This is a genomic window from Burkholderia sp. Bp9031 (assembly GCF_003857965.1).
GTDB classification, from domain to species: domain Bacteria; phylum Pseudomonadota; class Gammaproteobacteria; order Burkholderiales; family Burkholderiaceae; genus Burkholderia; species Burkholderia ambifaria_A.
In genome coordinates this window covers 1-18,079 of sequence record NZ_QTPW01000051.1, presented here as the reverse complement: position 1 = coordinate 18,079, position 18,079 = coordinate 1, and the positions used below count along the sequence as shown (strand labels likewise).

Sequence of the window (18,079 nt, the reverse complement as noted above, 5' to 3'; positions counted from 1 at the left end):
CGTGCCGTCCTCAGTAGTAGCCGCGCGGACGCAGCGGTTCCACGCCGCCGACGTTGCTCATGTAGGCCTTCCACTGGTCGACCAACGTGCTGATCACCGACGGGTTCTGCGCGGACACGTCGGTCGTCTCGCCGCGATCCGCCGCGAGGTCGTACAGTTGCCAGTGGCCATCGAGCGGCCCGAGCGGCGGCTCGGTCCACAACGCCTTCCAACGACCGTCGGCGCTGCGCAGGTACGCGCGGCCATACGCTTCGTCACCGAACGGCGCCGTATGCACTTCGCCCGTCGCCGAGCCGGTGAGCACCGGCAGCAACGACTGGCCCGTCACCGGATATACGTAGCGGTTGTTGTAGACGACCTTGCCCTTGTTCTGGTCGACACCCGTCAGCGTGTTCACGAGCGGCGGCGCCGGCTGCGACGGCGGCGTGACGCCCGCGACCGCGAGGAAGGTCGCCGTGTTGTCGGTCACGTGCGTGAACGCGCGCAGCGTCGGCAACTGCTGCGTCTGGCCGGCCAACCGCACGATCGTCGGCGTCGACACGCCGCCTTCGGCCGAATAGCCCTTCGTGAGCCGGAACGGCGTCGCGCTCACCTCGGCCCAGCGCAGCCCGTATTGCAGCCGCTGCGCGTTCTGCTTGCCGTTGTCGGTGCCGAGCGCCGAATAGATCGGCTCCTGCCCGTTCGCGGTGTCGGTCGCCGTCGGGTCCGCGCCGGAGTCGATCGGCCAGCCTTCCGCGCCGTTGTCCGACTGGAACATGATGAACGTGTTGTCGTATTCGCCGATGTCCTTCAGGTGCTGGATCAGCAGGCCGATGTTGTAGTCGAGGTTCTCGACCATCCCCGCATAGATCTCCATGTAGCGCGCCTGTGCCTTGCGCTCGGCCGGGCTCAGGCTCGCCCATAGCTTGTCGACCTTGCCGGCGCCGTAGTCGCTGTAGCCGTCGGCGGCCGAATGCACGGCACTGACGTACTTCGCGCTCGCGGTGCCGTCATTCGCCGTCGCCGGCGACGCCGTCGTCGTTTCGGGCAGGCCGTCGAACGGCTTGAAGTCGGCGGGAATCAGGCCGAGCGCCTTCTGCCGCGCGATCCGTGCGTTGCGGATCGCGTCGTAGCCGGCGTCGTACACGCCCGCGTATTTATGCAGCCACGGGTCCGGCACCTGCAGCGGCCAGTGCGGCGACGTGTATGCCGCGTAGGCAAAGAACGGTTTGCCATCCTGCTTGTTCGAATCGATGTACGAGATCAGCTTCTGCGTGTAGAAATCCGTCGAATAGAACACGGCCGGGTTGCCGCCCGTACCGCCCGGCTGTCCGGGCTGGCCTGGCTGCACGTAGCGACCGTCTTCCGTGTAGTTCGACGAGCCGGCCGGCTCGTGCGCGAAGTGGTTCGTCGCCGCGCCGCCGAGCAGCACGTAGCTGTGCTCGAAGCCCCATTGATCCGGCGTCTGCCCGCTGCCCGTCGTGCTGCCGACGATCCCCGAGCCGATGTGCCACTTGCCCGCGATGTACGTGTGATAGCCGGCGTCCTTCAGAAGTTGTGCGAACGACAGCGCGCGGTCGTTCAGATAGCCCTCGTAGCCCGGCAGCCCGCGCCGCTCGTCGGTCGGCACCCCCATCGTGCCCTCGCCGACCAGGTGATGATCGGTGCCGGAAATCAGCATCGCGCGGGTGATCGCGCACACCGTACCGGTGTGATGGTTCGACAGGATCCGGCCCGATGCGACGAGCGCGTCGAGGTTCGGCGTGTGGATCTCGCCACCGAACGCATGGATATCGGAGTAGCCGAGATCGTCGGCCATGATGTACAGGATGTTCGGATGCCTGACTTCGGGCGTCGTACCGGCCTGCGGCGGCGGATCGCTGTCGACGCCGCCGCACGATGCCAGCGACATCGCACCGGCGATCGCGGCGCACACTACACGGAAACGGAAGGCAAGCAACGGCGAAGCGGACTTTTTCATTGTTGTGGATCGCTCGATCTACGGGATCGACGATCTTAGCGGCGCCCGCGCGGCGCCCAAAGTCGGATTCGTCACATGCTAACGGGGTGCGGGAATATGCTCGCGGGCTCGATGGCGTCCCTCTGCATCGGGCCGCCCCAATTTCGAGATGAATGACGGAAGCCGCGACGCATAATCCCGTCGCACGCCGCGACGAAAGCGAGCAACCGTATCGCGCTCGAACCGCACCTCGCATGATGCGCGTCGCAAACACGGCGAGCGGAAGCATCCCGATCACCCAATGCCCTCTGGAGACCCGATGTCAAAAATCACCGACGTACTGAAAGTGCTATCGACCTGCGAACCCTACCGCCCCGCAAAAGGCCTGTCGATGGAGCGGGCACGCAAAGCGGCGCGACTTCTGCTCGCGGGAGGCGGCGTCTGCTTCGTGCTGCTCGGCGCATTGGCGCTCTGGCACAAGGCGGCCCCGGCACCGTGGCAGCAGCACGTCGCCATCGTGTTCTACGTACTGACGGTCTTGTTCAGCCTGCTCTCCCTCATCGTCGAACCCGTCGCCGGCATCGTCCAGATGTTTCGCTGGAAATCGGAAACGCTGAACACCATCACGCGCGAGGTGGAGACCGACGAGAAGCATGCACTGCTGCTGGCCGGCTACGACGACAGCACGCTCGAGTATGCGCGGCACGTCCTGCAACTCAAGGTGAAGCGCCTCGACGCGCGCGCCGTGTCGTTCTTCGGCGGCGGAACGGCCGCCTATGCGCTGCTTGCCGTGACGCTCTCGAACATCAAGGACGCCGGTGGCTTGCCGTGGTTGCAGAGTACGCTGACAAGCGGATTCGTTTCCGGAAATTTCCTGAATACCGCCATCGTATGGGGCATTGCATTGGTCTTCGGGCTGTCCGTCGGCTCGATGGCGTTGAAGGTGGTCCAGTCGCGCTACGTCTATCAGGTTGAACTCATCGAGCTCGTGCTGCTGCATCGAACGATGGCGAAGGCGGCCAAGCATGCTTGACGTAGTCGGCACGGCGGGCCGTGCGCAACCGCGCAGCTGGCGTGCTCATCCGGCACGCCGCGCGGCCAGCGGCATCGCCCGCCGCGAGGCAATCCGCAACCCGAGGACGCCGCCGACGAGCAGCGCCACGGCGACCAGCAGCAGCGCGAGATCGTACGAATGCGTCACGTCCTTGATGTGTCCCATCACCGGCGGCAGCGCCAGCCCCGCGATGTTCGCGACCGCGTTGATCAGCGCGATCGACGCGGCGGCCGTGAGGCCTGACACGTATTCGGTCGTCACGGCCCAGAACACCGGCGTCGCGGCCCAGTTGAACCCGACCGCGAACACGAGCAATGCGTATGCAACGGGCAGCGCGGGCGTATAGATCGCACCGGTCAGCAACGCGCCGGCCAGCAGCATCGGCACGCCGAGATGCAGCGCGCGTTCGCCGCCGAGGTCCGAATGCCGGCCATTCAGATACATCGCGATGCACGCGATCAGGAACGGCAGTGCGGACAGGCTGCCGACCGCGAAGCTCGATTGCCCCGACAGGCTCTTCACCAGCAGCGGCAGAAACAGCGTGAGGCCTATCGTGCCGAAGGCCTGCAACAGCCCCGCCTCGTTCCCCATCCATAGCGCATCCACGCAAATGCTTTTCCGAATCCGTTATTGGATCGCGTCGCCGCGCGTTTTTATACTCGTCAGCACTCTCTGATGAAGCGTGCCAGCCAATTTCGACGCAACAGAACAGGACGGAAAGATGAGCCTACGCCCCTTGCACGACCGGGTCATCGTGAAGCGACTCGACCAGGAAACCACCACCGCCTCGGGCATCGTGATCCCCGACAGCGCCGCTGAAAAACCCGACCAGGGCGAAGTGATCGCCGTCGGCCCCGGCCGCAAGGACGCGGACGGCCAGCGCATCGTGCCCGACCTGCGGGTCGGCGAACGCGTGTTGTTCGGCAAGTATGCAGGCCAGGCCGTCAAGGTGGACGGCAACGAATTCCTCGTGCTGCGTGAGGAAGACATCGTCGCGGTCGTCAATCAATAACGGAGTGCAATCATGGCAGCGAAGGAAATCATTTTCAGCGACGTCGCGCGTGCGAAGCTGACCGAAGGCGTCAACATTCTCGCGAACGCGGTGAAGGTCACGCTCGGGCCGAAGGGCCGCAACGTCGTGCTCGAACGCAGCTTCGGCGCGCCCGTCGTCACGAAGGACGGCGTGTCGGTCGCGAAGGAAATCGAACTCGCGGACAAGCTGCAGAACGTCGGCGCGCAGCTCGTGAAGGAAGTCGCATCGCGCACCAGCGATGCCGCCGGCGACGGCACGACGACAGCCACCGTGCTCGCTCAGGCGATCGTGCGCGAAGGCCAGAAATACGTCGCGGCCGGGCTCAATCCGCTCGACCTGAAGCGCGGGATCGACAAGGCCGTCGCGTCGGCCGTCGACGCGCTGAAGAAGATCAGCAAGCCGACCACCACCAGCAAGGAAATCGCACAGGTCGCGACGATCTCGGCGAACGGCGAAGAGTCGATCGGCCAGCGCATCGCCGAGGCGATCGACCGCGTCGGCAAGGAAGGCGTAATCACCGTCGAGGACGGTAAGTCGCTCGCCGACGAGCTCGACGTCGTCGAAGGGCTGCAGTTCGATCGCGGCTACCTGTCGCCGTATTTCATCAACAACGCGGACAAGCAGATCGCCGAGATTGAGAACCCGTACATCCTGCTGCACGACAAGAAGATCTCGAACATCCGCGACCTGCTGCCGGTGCTCGAACAGGTCGCGAAGTCGGGCCGGCCGCTCCTGATCATCGCGGAGGACGTCGAAGGCGAAGCACTTGCGACGCTGGTCGTGAACAACATTCGCGGCATCCTGAAGACGGTCGCGGTGAAGGCGCCGGGCTTCGGCGATCGCCGCAAGGCGCTGCTCGAGGACATCGCGATCCTGACCGGCGGGCAGGTCGTCGCCGAGGAAACAGGCCTCACGCTCGAGAAGGCAACGCTCGCCGAACTCGGCCAGGCGAAGCGCATCGAGGTCGGCAAGGAAAACACGACTGTGATCGACGGCGCGGGCGACGCGAAGAACATCGAGGCGCGCGTGAAGCAGATCCGCGTGCAGATCGAAGAAGCCACCTCCGACTACGATCGCGAAAAGCTGCAGGAGCGCGTGGCCAAGCTTGCGGGCGGCGTCGCGGTGATCAAGGTCGGCGGCGCGACCGAAATCGAAGTGAAGGAGAAGAAGGACCGCGTCGACGACGCGCTGCACGCGACGCGCGCGGCTGTCGAGGAAGGCATCGTGCCTGGCGGCGGCGTCGCGTTGATCCGCGTGCGGCAGGCGATCCGCGAACTGAAGGGCGCAAACGCCGACCAGGACGCGGGCATCAAGATCGTGCTGCGCGCACTAGAGGAACCGCTGCGCCAGATCGTCACCAATGCGGGCGAGGAAGCGAGCGTGGTCGTCGCGAAGGTCGCGGAAGGCGTGGGCAACTTCGGCTACAACGCGCAGACCGGTGAATACGGCGACCTCGTCGAATCGGGCGTGCTCGATCCGACCAAGGTCACGCGCACCGCGCTGCAGAACGCGGCGTCGGTCGCGGGGCTATTGCTGACGACCGATGCGACCGTGTTCGAAGCGCCGAAGGATGCGGCGCCAGCCACGGTGCAGGGCGGCCCGGGTGCAGGCGGGCCAGGGTTCGATTTCTGACGCCAGTCAATGTGGCCCGCCCGAGCCGGGCGACCGCATGCTGTACCCACGACGCGTGGCGGCACCAGTCGCCACGCGTTTTTTGTTCGCGACCGCCGCGCGCGCCGCCATCAGAACATCTGGCGCAGGCCGATCGCGGCCCCGACGTTGTTGGTCCGGCCGATCTGGTCGACCTTGCCCGTGAGCGGGTTGGTGGCACCCGGATAGTCGGCGGCGAACGCCCCGTTGCCGCGTGCGAAATCCACCGTGCCATATACCTCGGTATGCTTCGACAGCGCGTATTCGGCCAGTACGGTCGCCGAGTAGTTGATCCCGGAGCCGAGCGTGCCATCGAGCCGCTGCGCGTTGCGCGCGTGGCCGTAATAGCCGGCCACCGTGATCAGCAACGGCGTGGTGGCCTGCCAGTTCGCACCGACGTAGAACGTATCGTCGATGCGATTCGGGCTGCCGCCGACCAGCGTCGGCGCGCCGGCCTGCTGCATGTTGAAATCCGTCGTGCCCGTCTTGTCCTGGCCGTGCAGCCAGCCGGCGAGCAGGCGGACGGACGGCGTGACCCGATATGCCCCGCTTACATGCAGGAAGCTCACCTTCGCGCCGTTGACCGCACTGCCGTTCACGGACGACACCGAGGTCTGCTGGAAGCCTGCGTTGATCGATGCGGGCCCTCGCGCGTAGGTCAGCTCCACGCCGTACGTACTGTCGAGGCCCATCGCACCGGCATGATTGCCGAACCCGTAGATCGCATCGACGCTGAACCCGTTGTACGAGAAGTTGTACTTCACGGAGTTCGGCACCGTCAGGTAGTTGCCGATGCCGTTGTACGCCCAGCTATCCTGCCAGTAGTCGCCGACGGTCATCGGATCGAACACGTCGCCCATCGTGTCGTACAGCGGCGCGTATTGGTTGCCGAACGTCAGCGTGCCGTACCGGTTGCTCGACAGGCCAACGTATGCCTGCCGGCTGAACAGCGTGTTCGCGACGTGCAGCTTGCCGTCGCCGAGCTCGAAACCGTTTTCGAGACGGAAGATCGCCGACAGCCCCCCGCCGAGATCCTCGCTGCCGCGCAAGCCCCAGCGGCTGTGCGTTTCCGGTCCGACCGTCATCCCGATCAGATCCTTGCCGTCGGGACCGGCGTTCGTCTGATAACGGATCGCCGTATCGACGAGGCCGTACAGCGTAACGGAGCTCTGCGCGAACGCGGACGATGCTGCAACGGCGAGAACGGCGCCGATACCACCGGTGACGACGATACGTGTCATGAAAGGCCTCCCTGAGCGATTGATTTTGTAAGCAGTCCGACAGCATTCGCTGGCGGATGCCGTTACTGCGACCGGGAGAATAATCGGCCATATTCGCGGCACCTATTGCCGCTTCTGGATTGGACCTTTCCAGCATCGTCAACAATCGCGGTCGCGGTCGCGGCCGTGCTGCGGCCGCGCATCGCGCTCGGGTAAGATGAAAGCCCTCCCGCTTCGCCGCCCGCCGCCATGTCGACCACCATCAACACGTTGCTGCCCCTCGCCGGCGTCCTGCTGCTCAGCGTGGCCAGCCCGGGCCCGAACTTCGTGATCGTCACGTCGACCGCGGTCGCGCAGCGCCGCGCCGGCGTGATGACCGGGCTCGGCCTCGCCGCCGCATCGGGCACCTGGGCCGCGATCGCGATTGCCGGACTGAGCCTGCTTGTGACCCACGTCGCCTGGGTACACACCGCACTGCGGCTGGCGGGCGCCACCTACCTGATCTGGCTCGGCCTGAAAATGCTGCTGACCGCGCGCAAGCCGCTGAGCGCTTCCGCGCCGGCCGTGTCCTGCGGCTGGCACGCCGCGAAGAAAGGCTATGTGGTCAGCATGACGAACCCGAAAGCCGTCGCGTTCTACGGCAGTATCTTCGCGCTGATGGTACCGGCTCACGCACCGGCATGGTTCGATCTGACGGTCGTCGCATTGTCGATCGGGATCTCGGGCGCGTGGTACTGCGCGATGGCGCTGCTCGCGTCGCACCCGTCGGTGCGCCGGTTGCTGATCCGGCGCAAGGCCGTACTCGATACGACGGCCGGGCTCTTGTTGATGGGGCTCGGCGGACGGATGCTCGCGGGACGTTGAGCGGCGCCACGTTCCCGCATCGCCACACGAAAAAGGCCGCTTGCGACTTCCCGTTGCCGGGAGTCACAAGCGGCCTTCTCGCAGACTGCATGCCTCAGCGCCGCGCGGCCAGCCTTCTCACGACGCTCACGAGCGCATCGACTTCATCGCACGTGTTGTAGAACGCCAGCGACGGCCGCACTGTCGCCTCGAGCCCGAAGCGCCGCAGGATCGGCTGCGCGCAGTGATGCCCCGAGCGCACCGCGATACCCTCTTCGTTCAGCGCCTGTCCGACCTCTTCCGTCTCATAGCCCTTCAGCACGAACGACAGCACGCTCGCCTTGTCGCGCGCGGTGCCGACGAGTCGCACGCCCGGCACCGGCGCGAGCACGCGCGTCGCATACGCGAGCAGATCGTGTTCGTAGCGCGCGATGTTCTCGATGCCGACCCGGCTCACGTAGTCGAGCGCGGCGCCCAGCCCCACCGCATCCGCGATGTTGCCGGTACCGGCCTCGAAGCGGTTCGGCGGCGGCTGGAATACCGTGCGCTCGAACGTCACGTCCGCGATCATGTTGCCGCCGCCCTGCCAGGGCGGCATGTCGTCGAGGATCGCGCGCTTGCCGTACACGACGCCGATCCCGGTCGGCCCATAGATCTTGTGCCCGGAGAACACGAAGAAGTCCGCATCGAGCGCCTGCACGTCCACGCGCATGTGCGAGATCGACTGCGCGCCGTCGACGAGCGCCTTCGCCCCCGCACGATGCGCGAGCTCGACGATCTCCTTCACCGGCACGACGGTGCCGAGCGCATTCGACACCTGCGTGACGGACACGATCTTCGTGCGATCGTTGAGCAGCTTCCGGTATTCGTCAAGCAGCACCTGCCCCGAATCGTCGACCGGAATCACGCGCAGCTTCGCGCCCTTGAGCGCCGCGAGCTGCTGCCACGGCACGATGTTCGCGTGATGCTCGAGATGCGACACGACGATCTCGTCGCCTTCGCCGACGTTCTGCACGCCCCACGTCTTCGCGATCAGGTTGATCGCCTCGGTCGTGCCGCGCACGAACACGATCTCGTCCGGCGAAGAGGCGCCGATGAAGCGTCGCACGGTGTCGCGCGCATGCTCGTAAGCATCCGTCGCGCGGCCTGCCAGCGCATGCGCCGCGCGGTGAATGTTCGAGTTCTCGTGCGCATAGAAATACGCGAGACGATCGATCACGGCCTGCGGCTTGTGCGTCGTCGCCGCGTTGTCGAACCAGACGAGTTGCTTGCCGTTTACGCGCTCCTGCAGGATCGGGAAGTCGCGACGGATCGCGTTCACATCGAACGGTGGATGCGCGCCGCGAGGCAGGTTGCCCTGCGGCTCCGCGGCATGCGCATCGTCGATGAAGTAACGCGGCACGTCCGCGCCCGATGCACGCGACACCGGCACGTCGCGATGCACGGCAAGCAGGTCGCGCAACGCATCGTCGCCCGGCAACCCGAACGCTTCCGGCGACGCGAGGCCGTTCGGCGGCACGACGATGTCCTGCGGCGTCGCCTGCCAGCCCTGCAGCGAACCGTCGGTGAAGTAATACGGCGATGCGGCCGGCGCGGCCTTCACCGCACGCTCCGACACCGCCGCATTCGCCTGCGGCACACCGAGCGCCGCGCCGCCGACGCGCGGCTCGAACGCGGGCGCGATCGACACCGCGTTGTCGGGCAGCCCGTTCTGCGCGGCCGCATGCGGCGCGAGCGCGGGCACGCGGTTTCCCAGCGACAGCACGTGCGTCGGCGCGGACGGCGCGAGGTTCGCACCAGGCGCCTTGCCTTGCGGCAGCGCAAGGCCCGGCACGCCGGTGCCCGTGCCGCCCGGCCCGGCGAGCGGCGAGCCGGCCGGCGCCGGATTGCTCACCGACGCGAGGATCGGTGCCGCAGCCGGCAACGCCGACGGCACGCCGCCGGCCGCCCCGCTGCCTGCCGACAGGCCGGGCGCGGTGGCCTGCCCGGGGGGTGTCGCGAAGAACTCGGACGCTAGCCGCGCGAGCGCCGCCGGATCCGGCAAGCCGGCCGGCAGCGGCGCGTGCGGCAACGCGAGCGCGTCGCTGCTGGTCGAGCCGGGATTAACGGTAGGTGTCGGGATAGTCATGGTACTTGGCGATTTCGACGTCATCGAGGACAGCCAGCGCATCCGACGAGTGGACCGCGAGCGAGCAATACAGCGAGATCAGGTACGACGCGATCGCCTGGTTGTTGATCCCCATGAAGCGCACCGACAAGCCCGGCCCCTGCTCACCCGCGACGCCCGGCTGATAGAGGCCGACGACGCCCTGGCGCTTGTCGCCGACGCGCAGCAGCAGGATCTTGGTCTTGCCGTCCGCGACGGGCACCTTGTCCGACGGGATCAGCGGAATGCCGCGCCACGTGAGGAACTGCGAGCCGAACAGGCTGACCGTCGGCGGCGGCACGCCGCGTCGCGTGCATTCGCGGCCGAACGCGGCGATCGCGAGCGGGTGCGCGAGGAAGAACGCAGGTTCCTTCCACACCTTGGTCAGCAGCTCGTCGAGATCGTCAGGCGTCGGCGCGCCGGTCAGCGGGAAGATCCGCTGTTCGTCGGTCACGTTCGCGAGCAGCCCGTAGTCCGGGTTGTTGATCAGCTGGCTTTCCTGCAGCTCCTTGATCGTCTCGATCGTCAGGCGCAGCTGTTCCTTGATCTGGTCATGAGGACTGCTGTAGAGATCGGAGATCCGCGTATGCACGTCGAGCACCGTGCTCACCGCGTTCAGGAAATACTCGCGCGGCTGTTCCTCGTACGGCACGAAGGTCTGCGGCAGCACGCTTTCGTCCTCGAGCTGCGTGCACGCGGCGCGCACGGCTTCCGGATTCTTCACCTGGTTCAGGCGATAGATGCCGGCCTCGACCGGCACCCACTGCAGCAGATGGGTCAGCCAGCGCGGCGTAATCGTGGAAAGCTGCGGGACGGTCTTGGTAGCGTTCGCTAGTTGGCGGGCGGCGTGATCGCTCAGCGCGGCCGTGCCGCTTGCAACGGTCGACATGTGTGGCTCCGGGTTCTTAAGATGAAAAACGGGATTGCTTATGACGCTTGGTGATTATCGGAAGCACGCACCTGCCGGCTCAACATGCTATAGCCGTCACACGGCACAACCGAACGGGAAAAGAGGCGGGATACGTCAGGTCACGTATACGCCGGGCAACAGCATCGAGATCGACACGTCGAACGCGCGCGCGATCTTGTCGGCGGTGACGATCGACGCGATCGCCTCGCCGCGCTCGATCTCGCCGACATACGAGCGATTCAGACCCGCGTGTTCGGCGAGCTGCTCCTGCGACCACGTGCGCGCTTCGCGCAGCTTGCGCACGTTGGCGCCGAAGTGCTGGATCAGGTCGCTCATGTGGTCACCTGTGTGTCGGGCACCGGTTCGGCCGGCTCGCTCCGCGTGCGCGGCACGGTATTCGCCTCGCTGCGCAGCACGGCCTGCGTGACGTTCGCGCCAGCCGGCACGTCCTGCGTGAGCCACACGTTGCCGCCGATCACTGCGCCGCGGCCGATCGTCACGCGGCCGAGGATCGTCGCGCCTGCATAGATCACGACGTCGTCCTCGACGATAGGATGACGTGCGAGCCCCTTCTCCAGATGGCCGGCCGCATCGCGCGGGAAGCGCTTCGCGCCGAGCGTGACGGCCTGGTACACGCGCACGCGCTCGCCGATGATCGCCGTCTCGCCGATCACGACACCCGTGCCGTGGTCGATGAAGAAGCCGCCGCCGATGCGCGCGCCCGGATGAATGTCGATGCCGGTTTCCGCGTGCGCCTGCTCGGCGATGATCCGCGCGAGCAGCGGCAACCCGAGCCGGTACAACTCGTGCGCGAGCCGGTGGTGGATCATCGCGAGGATGCCGGGATAGCAGAGCAGCACTTCGTCTACGCTGCCGGCCGCCGGATCGCCATGGAATGCGGCCAGCACGTCGCTGTCGAGCAGCCGGCGAATGTCGGGCAGGCGTGTGGCGAACGCCTGCACGGCAGTGGAGGCCACTTCGTCGATCTGCGCGTCGGCGTTGCGTTGCCGCGCCGCGTAGCGCAGTTCGAGCGTCACCTGCGCAAGCAGCGCGTTCAGCGCCGCGTCGAGCGCATGGGCCACATAGAAGTTCTCGCTCTCCTGTCGCAGGTCGGGCGGCCCGAGCCGCATCGGGAACAGCACGCCCTTCAGCGCGCCGATGATCTGTGCGAGCGCCTCGCGCGCCGGCAGGTCGCGCCCGCCCGGTTCGAGCGAGCGCCGCTGCTTCTCGCGCCACGCGCGGCGCACGGTCTGTAGCGACTGAACAATGTCGTCGATGTCGAATGCGGCCATGCTGACTTCTCCCCGTAACGGCCGTGACTCAGTCCTGCGCCCACGGCAGGCCGCGATGGCGCCAGCCGTTCCGGCTGCCGCGATGCTGCTGCTCGTCGAGGTCGCCCTCGAATCCTTCGAGCACGTTGAATACCTGCGTGAAGCCGCCTTTGGTCGCGGCCTCGGCCGCCTGCGCGGAGCGATTGCCGCTGCGGCAGAGCAACAGCACCACCGCGTCCTTGCCGGTCCTCGCTTCCAGTTCGCGCACGAAGCGCGGGTTGCGCGTCAGGCTCGTGCCGGTCGCCCACGGCACATGCAGCGACTCCGGCACGTGGCCGACGAATTTCCGTTCTTCCGCCGTGCGCACGTCGACCAGCAACGCGTCGCCGGCTGAGAACAGCGCCCATGCGGTTTCCGGTGCCACGCCGCCTGCGTAAGGCGTACCCGCCGATGCGGCCGCCGCGCGGGTGCCTTCGAGCGCCTGCCGGGCGGCCGTTTCTTCTTCCAATGCAAACGTCATCACGCTTCCTTGTTCTCGCAGATTCGTATGATCAACAACGCCGGGAATGCGGCCGGTGCAGCTTGCGTGCTGTCTATAGCCGTCAGCCCCACTATGCGAGCGCGGTCGGGGAAGCAGAACCAATAAAAATTCATTTCCTAATCAGCGGCGCGCGAAATGCAATAGCAGAGGCGTGCGCTATCGGTGCGGATTCTTGCCGGGGATGTGAGCAGGTGGCCGTTCGATGTCACGCATCGAAGGTTTTCTGAAAGAATCAGGGGGCAGCGAACTCAAGAACGGTGCGGCACGCGTGGTGCTGCACGGTGTCATGGAATCCGGAATGGAATCGCGCGCCGGGTCGAATGGCGCGCGTTGATGGTTCGATGGTTCGATGGTTCGATGAATCGATGAACCATGGCCGGCGGGCGCGGCGCGGTGCCGACGCATCACGCCTGTCACCCCATCAAACGAGCGGATCGCCGTCGCTTCACTCACTGCGGATCCTGCTTCGCACGTTCCGCGGCCGCGATGATCGCGTCGGCCACGGCTTTCGGCTGGCTCAGCATCGCGACATGGCTGCCGTTCACGTGCGTGACCGTCGCGCCGATCCGCTTCGCCATCGCCTCCTGCAGCTTCGGATCAATCATCCGGTCCTGCGTCGCGACGACGAACGACGACGGCTTCGCATGCCACGCGGCCTGCGCGACCTTCTCCGAAATGCAGCCACCGTACCACGGCCCTTGTGTCGCCGCGACGACGCGCTGCTGCGCGGGCGGCAGGTCCGGCGCGAAATCCTGCGCGATCGCCTTGTCCGACAGCGTCGCGAAACCGCCTGCGTCCTTGCGCAGCTCGCCGGCCCACGCCGGCGCCGGCAGCCCCTGCGTGACGTCGGCGATCGACTGGCCGTTGTCCGGTGCGAACGCGGCGACGTAGACGAGCGACTTCACCTTGTCGTCGTTGCCCGCATCGCTGATCACGACACCGGCCCACGAATGACCGACCAGCACGACAGGCCCCTTCTGCGCGTCGATCGCGCGCTTCGTCGCGGCCGTATCGTCGGCGAGCGAGCTCAGCGGGTTCTGCACCGATACGACATGCAGGCCGCGCGCCTCGAGCAGCGGAATGACGCGATTCCAGCTCGACCCGTCGGCAAACGCACCGTGCACCAGCACGACGTTCGTTCCCTTCAGGTCGTCCTTCGTCGCCGCCTGCGCCGCGACCGCACCGAACAGCCCGCCGAGCACCGCCGCGGACACCAGAACCCGTTTCGTCAAACCGACCATCGTCATGCTCCTTTCCATCGTGTTGTTCATGTGAGGTGTGTGTGATGCGGTCGCGCCAGCCTGCAGCAGGCGCGGCAACGGATCACGAATGCGCGTACAGATCGTCGGCGTCCGTGCGCGCGTTTTGTGCGCTTTGTGCGTTTCGTTCGTTCCGTGCAGCGTGCGTGTCGGCGGCGGTGACGCGGGCAGCCGGTGCCGATGTGGCGGCGACGTTGTCGCCCTGCGACTTCGACGGGCCGTTCTGGTCGGAACGCGCGACCTGCTGTGCGGCGGCGACGGCGTTCTGCGCGGCGGCGATATCGTCCGGGTAATGCGCTTCGCTGCTCGCCGGGCTGTAGCCGGCCTTCTCGAGCCGGATGAGGTCGGCACGCACTTCGGCACGCGTGAGGCCGTGGCCGGTATCGGCGAACGACAATGCGGGGATGGCGGCGAGGACGGCAACGGCGAGGATTCGAGCGGCTTTCATGAGTGTTCTCCTTGAAGGAAGTGGGTCTGTCGATCATTCGGCATTCGATCCAGATGGCTGGCATCGAACGTTTCCTGCATGTCGACAGTAGAACCCGCTCACGTATCCGGCATGTTTCCGAATCCTGGCTTCAGTGCAATCCGATGTTTCCGAAGCGGCGATAGATACAGTGCGATACAAACTCGTCGGTCGCGCTACGTAGATACGGACGCTAGCGAATTAATCGTGGACAGATACAGACGCAATGTCGTATGCAGCGCGTCAGACGGCTACATCGCCGGATGACGGGCCGAGCGCCGCGATGGCTTGGAAGACAGCCTGCTTCCGCATCGCTTTTTGAGCGATGAAGCAACGCGACGGATGTTCGCCTTGAAACACATTCTGACAATTTGCGTTCGTCGCCATCGCGCTCGGCGCGCATTTTCCCGACATAGGCGCTTGCCACGCGCGCTCGTTCGATATGCTTGCCGCCTTGCTTCTGTTCTCCATTGATTCGGATACTTATCGATTTTCTTCGTGATCGTCCGATACCGGGGGAACGTGTCTTGGATGTTCAGGAGTTTGGATGACAGATTCATTTGTCGATTCGCGACCGGTTGCGGATGCGCGCACCGACGGCCCCGGTGCGAAAGTCGATACATCACCTGATGCGGCTGCACCGCGCCCCGAACCGCCGCCGATCGTCGTCGGTCGTGTTGAAGGGATGACGATGTTCACGAAGAACACACCACTTATCTGCATCAGGCAATTGCCCTTGCCCGGCATTGTGATCTTCGTTCATGGAGTCAACTCCGAAGGCGAATGGTTCGATGCGACGGAGGATGGGCTGTGCAAAGGCCTGAATCGCCGGCTCGGGCGTCTGAACGATCAAATGATGTATCACGGCATCGACGCCGGGCAGTTGACGCCCGCGAAGTACACGGAAAGCGTGACGCCGGATGGGTTCTTGAATCCGAAGCTTTGGTCCGGCGACTACATCAAGCCGGACCCTTCGTTTTCGCCCGTGATTCATTTCCGATGGGGCTATCGGGCAACGGCGGCCGAACTGAAGGAATACGGCGACAAGATCTTTCTGAACGAGAAGGACTATTGGGGCGGCGGCCCGTTCACGAACGGCTGTGCAAGCCTGCCCGATCTCTGGCACGGCGGTCTGGACGATCGAACGATGGGATGGATGACCGTGCAAGGCATCAACCCGACCAACCGTCCGCTTTACCGCGCGCCGCCACGCGCGTATGGCGTGCTCGCTGCGTTGCGCCTCGCCAGGCTGATCGAATCGATTCGCCGCATGCAGGCCGATGTACCCATTACTGTTGTGTGTCACAGCCAAGGCAACATCGTCGGCCTGACAGCGGCTTTCTTCGGCGACGCCTTCCCTGATGTCGAAGATCCGTGGGGGAGCACCGGCCATTGCGTGGCGGACGCCTACGTGCTGGCGAATGCGCCTTATAGCCTGGCGAATGCGGACGGCCCGTACAAATCCGACACATTCATGGATACATGGTCGCAACGCGCGACGAAAGATGCGAGCGGTCAGCGCGGACGGCAGACCTATACGGCGCGTACCAAAACGTTCGGCAAGTTTCTATCGATCATCGGCGCTCGCAAAACACACGAACTGCCCGCCGACAAGATCGATGAAGACATGGAAAACAAGCGGATATCGCCGACCAGCAACCGGTCTTATGCGACGCAAGAGGATCGCGCTCGGCACGGCTTGAATGGGTCGACATATGGACGCGTCACCGCGTATTGCTGTCCGCACGATCAGGTGATTTCGGCGGTGACGGTTCAAGGTATCGGCTGGCGCGGGATCAGCAAGCACGAACTCGACGATATCGGTGCGGCAGGCATCCTGACGCAGCGGGTGTTCGCATCCGGCTTTCCAGTCGGCGTGCAGAAGCCCTACCGGTATTGGGAAGACGACTGGCGGCATGGCAAGCAAGGAACGAAACCGGGCTTCTGGTATCCGCCATCGCCGCCCGCCAAGTTCAATCTCATTGGCGCGATCAAAGGGAATGAATCTGTTCTCGGGATGGCGGCGACGCTTGTGACTGCGCCGCTCATGTTCGTCGTGACCGGAATCAGTTCGGCGCTGAACATGCTCCGCGTGAACGCCGATCCGCCGAAGGGCTGGACCGTGGTGGCGGATGCTCCGGCACTTGATGATCCGTTCCCGCCGAAGTCGTTGCGATTCGGTAAGCCGGTCGAAACAAAGGACGGTGACGCGGTAAGCGACTTCAACGAAGGTAACGACCCGCCAGCCGCATGGCGCGATGCGAGCAAGGCCGATGCAGATAAGCGGGCCGACGATCCCTACGACCAGTACAAGGCAAAGAACGCAGATAGTGCAGCGCAAGGTACTGCGGAAACCGAGGCCGGGCAGCGTTATGAGGATCGCGCGCTGATGCGGATGGAGGCGCGTCGAACGCTGAACACGGAATGGCTCGATAGCGACGGCCACGTACTCGGCGAGGACGGAAAAAGCGCGATGCCGGAAGGCTACAAGGAATGGCGCGACAAGCAGATTGTCGATTGGCTCGACCGTGGTTCGACCAATAGTCCGACCAACCATTCCACGACGATGACCAATCCTGAGCACGCCGAGAAGGCGCTTGCGTATGACGTTGCTGTGGGCCTGTGCTACCTGACGGAGAAGCAGATCAAAGCCCTACGCGTCGAGGCGGATTGGCGGATGGGGGACGGCATTCCAGATACCAACCCGAACAAGAACTACGCCAAGTACTTTAAATATGGAACGTTTGATCGAATGTCGATGCACGAATGGGTACATGCCAAGAATAGCGAAGGAAATATTCCCGAGGCGATCACGGACAAACGTGAAGACGAGTTCTATCTGAAGGCCGGGGGTTTCGTATGAAGGCACTGATCGCCACGTTGCCGCGACGCGTCGCCATCGCTGTTTCGACATGGTTGATCACCACCGTGCTCATGGCCACGCTGATGGCGCACGTAGAACAACCCGACCCGGCACATTTGGAAATAGGAGATTGGATGAAACGATTCGTTTTGGTACCCGGTTTGACTGCACTTGTGGTGTTTCTGTTCACCACCGCCATCATGCGTCCAGCACAAGCTGCCTCCCCCCGCGAGCTTGAAGGGAATGCAGCGTCGGCAGTCGAAGAACCGGTCAAGCCATTCGTAGCCCAGGTTGTCGGCCTGATGTGGTTGAATCCATTACAACGCATGGACTACCCGATCGAATGGCAGTTGTTGTGGGCGCAACGGCTCGCTTCACCGAACAAGAATGATGACATGGTGCGTACGAAGCCCGAGAAATATTCGTCGCTTCGGTCCATTGGAGCATTGGTTTACGGGAACGATGGCGAGGAAACATTCAAGGGCTTCTATCACAAGTACGTGAACAAGTTTTTCGTGTTGATGCGTTCTCGCTACTTCGCGAACGCGCGCTATTTCTACACCGTGAAATCCGAGAACGCCAAAGATTGGCGCGAGCTTGCCGGAATTCATATCGAGCTCGCGTTACCTCCGAGGCTTGATCCTATCGAGGCGAAGACGTACTTGACCAATGAATTTGTCGAATGCTTCGAGATCGGCCCACCGTCGCCCAAGACGCTTTGGAGCCGCGATACGCCCCCTGATGTTCAGATCACGCAAGGCGGCGCGAATACCGGCTTTACGTCGCTGAACAAGGCATTGGACTACCTGCAGGCAAACCCCGACAAGACCGTGTGGGCGATGAACTGGGACGCACCGAACTTCCCGCCTACCGACGCACAGATC

General features: G+C 64.6%; 15 protein-coding genes and 2 pseudogenes. 7 read left to right on the top strand and 10 right to left on the bottom strand.

The features are described 5' to 3' along the window. Window positions 1-10 precede the first annotated feature (10 nt). Window positions 11-1,960, bottom strand: a complete 1,950-nt coding sequence (locus tag DIE15_RS34865) for an arylsulfatase (RefSeq protein ID WP_124835693.1) — start codon at window positions 1,958-1,960, stop codon at window positions 11-13. A 298-nt stretch (window positions 1,961-2,258) separates the two neighbouring features. On the opposite strand from DIE15_RS34865, the gene DIE15_RS34860 reads away from it, so the two are divergent. Continuing rightward, complete coding sequence (locus tag DIE15_RS34860) at window positions 2,259-2,972, top strand: hypothetical protein (protein WP_057925899.1); 714 nt, start codon at window positions 2,259-2,261, stop codon at window positions 2,970-2,972. Window positions 2,973-3,017: 45 nt separating this feature from the next. On the opposite strand, the pseudogene DIE15_RS34855 reads toward DIE15_RS34860, so the two are convergent. Further along, window positions 3,018-3,569: pseudogene (locus DIE15_RS34855) on the bottom strand (MFS transporter); the annotation flags it as partial. 145 nt (window positions 3,570-3,714) lie between these two features. Between DIE15_RS34855 and DIE15_RS34850 the strand changes: the two are divergent. Further along, on the top strand, window positions 3,715-4,005 hold the full coding sequence (locus DIE15_RS34850; RefSeq protein WP_057925901.1) for a co-chaperone GroES: 291 nt from the start codon (window positions 3,715-3,717) through the stop codon (window positions 4,003-4,005). Window positions 4,006-4,017: 12 nt separating this feature from the next. After that, window positions 4,018-5,658: a chaperonin GroEL gene (gene groL, locus DIE15_RS34845; RefSeq protein WP_124835692.1), complete on the top strand. Its 1,641-nt coding sequence runs from the start codon at window positions 4,018-4,020 to the stop codon at window positions 5,656-5,658. Between the two features lie 110 nt (window positions 5,659-5,768). Here groL and DIE15_RS34840 read toward each other — a convergent pair whose 3' ends face one another. Further along, window positions 5,769-6,917 carry a porin gene (locus DIE15_RS34840; RefSeq protein ID WP_124835691.1) on the bottom strand — a complete coding sequence of 383 codons (1,149 nt, stop codon included), beginning with the start codon at window positions 6,915-6,917 and terminating at the stop codon, window positions 5,769-5,771. A gap of 228 nt (window positions 6,918-7,145) precedes the next feature. Here DIE15_RS34840 and DIE15_RS34835 point away from each other — a divergent pair, with 228 nt between their 5' ends. Beyond that, on the top strand, window positions 7,146-7,760 hold the full coding sequence (locus DIE15_RS34835; RefSeq protein ID WP_124835690.1) for a LysE family translocator: 615 nt from the start codon (window positions 7,146-7,148) through the stop codon (window positions 7,758-7,760). A gap of 94 nt (window positions 7,761-7,854) precedes the next feature. On the opposite strand, the gene DIE15_RS34830 is transcribed toward DIE15_RS34835, so the two are convergent. From DIE15_RS34830 to DIE15_RS34810, 5 genes are all read right to left on the bottom strand, one after another. Further along, window positions 7,855-9,867, bottom strand: a complete 2,013-nt coding sequence (locus tag DIE15_RS34830; RefSeq protein ID WP_124835689.1) for a family 2A encapsulin nanocompartment cargo protein cysteine desulfurase — start codon at window positions 9,865-9,867, stop codon at window positions 7,855-7,857. Continuing rightward, window positions 9,842-10,774 (bottom strand): family 2A encapsulin nanocompartment shell protein, encoded by a 933-nt coding sequence (locus tag DIE15_RS34825; protein ID WP_124835688.1) that lies wholly within the window; start codon window positions 10,772-10,774, stop codon window positions 9,842-9,844. The genes DIE15_RS34830 and DIE15_RS34825 overlap by 26 nt, the downstream gene beginning before the upstream one ends. 135 nt (window positions 10,775-10,909) lie before the next feature. Beyond that, window positions 10,910-11,131, bottom strand: a complete 222-nt coding sequence (locus tag DIE15_RS34820; protein ID WP_057925906.1) for a helix-turn-helix domain-containing protein — start codon at window positions 11,129-11,131, stop codon at window positions 10,910-10,912. After that, entirely contained in the window at window positions 11,128-12,087 is a 960-nt protein-coding gene (gene epsC / locus DIE15_RS34815) for a serine O-acetyltransferase EpsC (RefSeq protein ID WP_057925907.1), read from the bottom strand. Before epsC ends, DIE15_RS34820 begins: the two co-directional genes overlap by 4 nt. A 28-nt stretch (window positions 12,088-12,115) precedes the next feature. Continuing rightward, window positions 12,116-12,586, bottom strand: coding sequence for a rhodanese-like domain-containing protein (locus DIE15_RS34810; RefSeq protein ID WP_057925908.1), 471 nt, complete (start codon window positions 12,584-12,586; stop codon window positions 12,116-12,118). 223 nt (window positions 12,587-12,809) lie between these two features. Between DIE15_RS34810 and DIE15_RS37920 the strand changes: the two genes are divergently transcribed. Further along, complete coding sequence (locus DIE15_RS37920; protein WP_260428430.1) at window positions 12,810-12,941, top strand: hypothetical protein; 132 nt, start codon at window positions 12,810-12,812, stop codon at window positions 12,939-12,941. Between the two features lie 115 nt (window positions 12,942-13,056). Here DIE15_RS37920 and DIE15_RS34805 read toward each other — a convergent pair whose 3' ends face one another. Together DIE15_RS34805 and DIE15_RS34800 are read right to left on the bottom strand one after the other, a co-directional pair. Then, window positions 13,057-13,848 carry an alpha/beta fold hydrolase gene (locus tag DIE15_RS34805; protein ID WP_124835698.1) on the bottom strand — a complete coding sequence of 264 codons (792 nt, stop codon included), beginning with the start codon at window positions 13,846-13,848 and terminating at the stop codon, window positions 13,057-13,059. A gap of 82 nt (window positions 13,849-13,930) precedes the next feature. Beyond that, complete coding sequence (locus DIE15_RS34800; RefSeq protein ID WP_124835687.1) at window positions 13,931-14,314, bottom strand: DUF4148 domain-containing protein; 384 nt, start codon at window positions 14,312-14,314, stop codon at window positions 13,931-13,933. 565 nt (window positions 14,315-14,879) lie between these two features. Between DIE15_RS34800 and DIE15_RS34795 the strand changes: the two genes are divergently transcribed. Together DIE15_RS34795 and DIE15_RS34790 are read left to right on the top strand one after the other, a co-directional pair. Then, window positions 14,880-17,195 carry a hypothetical protein gene (locus tag DIE15_RS34795; RefSeq protein WP_124835686.1) on the top strand — a complete coding sequence of 772 codons (2,316 nt, stop codon included), beginning with the start codon at window positions 14,880-14,882 and terminating at the stop codon, window positions 17,193-17,195. Further along, a pseudogene (locus DIE15_RS34790) lies at window positions 17,192-18,079 on the top strand (virulence factor); the annotation flags it as partial. The gene DIE15_RS34795 and the pseudogene DIE15_RS34790, both read left to right, overlap by 4 nt.